General features: G+C 72.3%; 3 pseudogenes. 2 read left to right on the top strand and 1 reads right to left on the bottom strand.

Annotated elements, in window-relative coordinates:
- Nucleotides 1-295 (top strand): annotated as a pseudogene (locus AOK22_RS43220) (GNAT family N-acetyltransferase); the annotation flags it as partial.
- 4 nt (nt 296-299) lie between these two features.
- Nucleotides 300-482: pseudogene (locus tag AOK22_RS43215) on the top strand (GNAT family N-acetyltransferase); the annotation flags it as partial.
- A 56-nt stretch (nt 483-538) separates the two neighbouring features.
- Here the strand turns inward: AOK22_RS43215 and AOK22_RS33025 are convergent.
- Nucleotides 539-2,479 (bottom strand): annotated as a pseudogene (locus AOK22_RS33025) (DHA2 family efflux MFS transporter permease subunit); the annotation flags it as partial.

Genomic DNA, 2,479 nt, shown 5'->3' with positions numbered 1-2,479 from the left:
CCGCCCCCACCGCGCCGGACGGCTCCTGGACCGTCGCCCCCGAGGCGTACGACTCGTCCGTCGCCGCCGCGCTCTGGCGGACGTATTACACCGAGGTCAGCGACCGCTGGTATCTGCTGCACGACGGGCGGCCGACCGACCCCGCGGAGCTGGAGCGCGGGATCGCGGCGGAGAGCGGGGCCGATCTCGCGGCGCCGGGCGGTGTGCTGCTCGTCGCGCGGTACGACGGTGAGCCCGCGGGTACCGCGGGCGTGCGGCTCCTCGACGCCGGTACCGCCGAGCTCAAGCGCGTCTTNNNNCCCGCCCTGCTCGCCGCCGCCGAGGACGCCGCCCGCGCGCTCGGCGCCGCCCGCATGGTCCTCGACACCCGCGGCGACCTGATCGAGTCCCGCACGCTGTACGCGCGGCACGGGTACGAGGAGACCGAGCCGTACAACCACGACCAGTACTCCGAGCACTGGTTCGCGAAGCCGCTGACGTGACCGCGGACCGACGCGACCACGGGCCGACGTGACCGCGGGCCGCGCGCCGACGGTGGTCAGGCCGCGCGGACCGGCGCCGAACCGTTGTGCGGGCGCTCCGACTCCGAGCCGCACAGCTCGGCGCTGAGCTCCTCGACCAGCTGGGCCAGATCGGTCGGCCGCTCGGGGCCCCACCAGTCGCCGAGCAGTTCGGCGAGCGACTCCTCGCGGGCCCTGGCGAGCCGGCCCGCGACCTCGCGGCCCCGCCCGGTGAGGATCATCTCCAGGCCCTGTCGTTCGGCGAGGTGCCGTTCCTCGACCTGGCGGGCGGCGGCCGTGATGACGGTCAGCGGGACGGTGGTGCGCTCGGCGAGCACCCCGGGCTCGACGGACCCGTGCCGCGCGATCCGCAGCAGCAGCCAGCCGGACGCGGGCAGCAGGTCGTCGTACCCGGCCCGCGCGGTGATCTTCTCGTAGACCGCGCGGCGGCCCTCGCGCGTGCCGAGCACGGACAGCGCCCGCGCGCACTCGTCGTACGAGGAGCGCTCCACGGGGTTGCTGGCCAGCGTCTGCGTCGGGTCGGGCGCCGTGACCGAGCCACGCAGCTTGTCCTCCTTCAGGAACCAGGCGAGGACGAAGGCGAGCAGGGCGACCGGCGCCGCGTACAGGAAGACGTCCGTGATCGAGGACGCGTACGCCGACAGCGCGCCGGGCCGCAGGTCGGCGGGGAGCCGGGCGATGCCGCGCGGGTCGGCCTCCAGGGCGCCCACGCTCAGGCCGGGCGGCAGCTGCTGTCCGGCGAGGGCGTCGGTCAGCTTGTCGCCGAGCCGGTTGGTGAAGATCGTGCCGAAGATCGCGACGCCGAAGGACGCGCCGATCGAGCGGAAGAAGGTCGCCCCGGAGGTGGCGACGCCGAGGTCCTCGTAGCTGACGGCGTTCTGCACGATGAGCACGAGCACCTGCATGACCAGGCCGAGGCCCAGGCCGAAGACGAAGAAGTACGCGCTCATCTCGCCCGTGGAGCTGTTCTCGTTCAGCTGGTGCAGCAGGAGCAGGCCGAGCGTGGTGACCGCCGTGCCCGCCACGGGGAAGACCTTCCAGCGCCCGGTGCGGCTGACGATCTGCCCGGAGGCGGTCGTCGACAGGAGCATGCCGAACACCATGGGCAGCATGTGCACCCCCGACATCGTCGGGCTGACCCCCTGCACGACCTGCAAGAACGTCGGCAGATAGGTCATCGCGCCGAACATCGCGAAGCCCACGACGAAGCTGATGACCGCGGAGAGCGCGAAGGTGCGGATCCGGAACAGTTTCAGCGGAAGCACCGGCTCCACCGCCTTCTTCTCCACGGCCACGAAGGCCGCCGCGAGGACCGCGCCGAGCACCGCGAGCCCGACGATCCGGGGCGAGCCCCAGGCCCAGGTCGTGCCGCCGAGCGAGGCGACGAGGACCAGGCAGGTGGCGACGGAGGCGATGAGGAAGGTGCCGAGATAGTCGATGGTGTGCTTCGTGTCGCGCACCGGGATGTGCAGCGTGGTGGCGATGACGAGGAGCGCGATCACGCCGATGGGCAGGTTGACGTAGAAGACCCAGCGCCAGCTGAGGTGCTCGGTGAACAGACCGCCGAGCAGCGGGCCGAGGACGCTGGTCGCGCCGAAGACCGCGCCGAACAGCCCCTGGTACTTGCCGCGCTCCCGGGGCGAGACCAGGTCGCCCACGATCGCCATGGACAGCACCATGAGCCCGCCGCCGCCGAGGCCCTGGAGCGCGCGGAAGCCGATGAGCTGGGGCATGTTCTGCGCCATGCCGCACAGCGCCGAGCCGACCAGGAAGATCATGATCGCGGTGAGGAACAGCTTCTTGCGGCCGTACTGGTCGCCGAGCTTGCCCCACAGCGGGGTCGCGGCCGTCGCGGCGAGCATGTACGCGGTGACGACCCAGGACAGGTGGTCCATGCCGCCGAGATCGCTGACGATCGTCGGCAGCGCGGTGGAGACGATCGTCTGGTCGAGGGCGGC

The organism is Streptomyces silaceus (genome assembly GCF_001419745.1).
GTDB lineage: Bacteria > Actinomycetota > Actinomycetes > Streptomycetales > Streptomycetaceae > Streptomyces > Streptomyces silaceus.
This window is presented reverse-complemented; position numbering and strand designations above follow the sequence as displayed.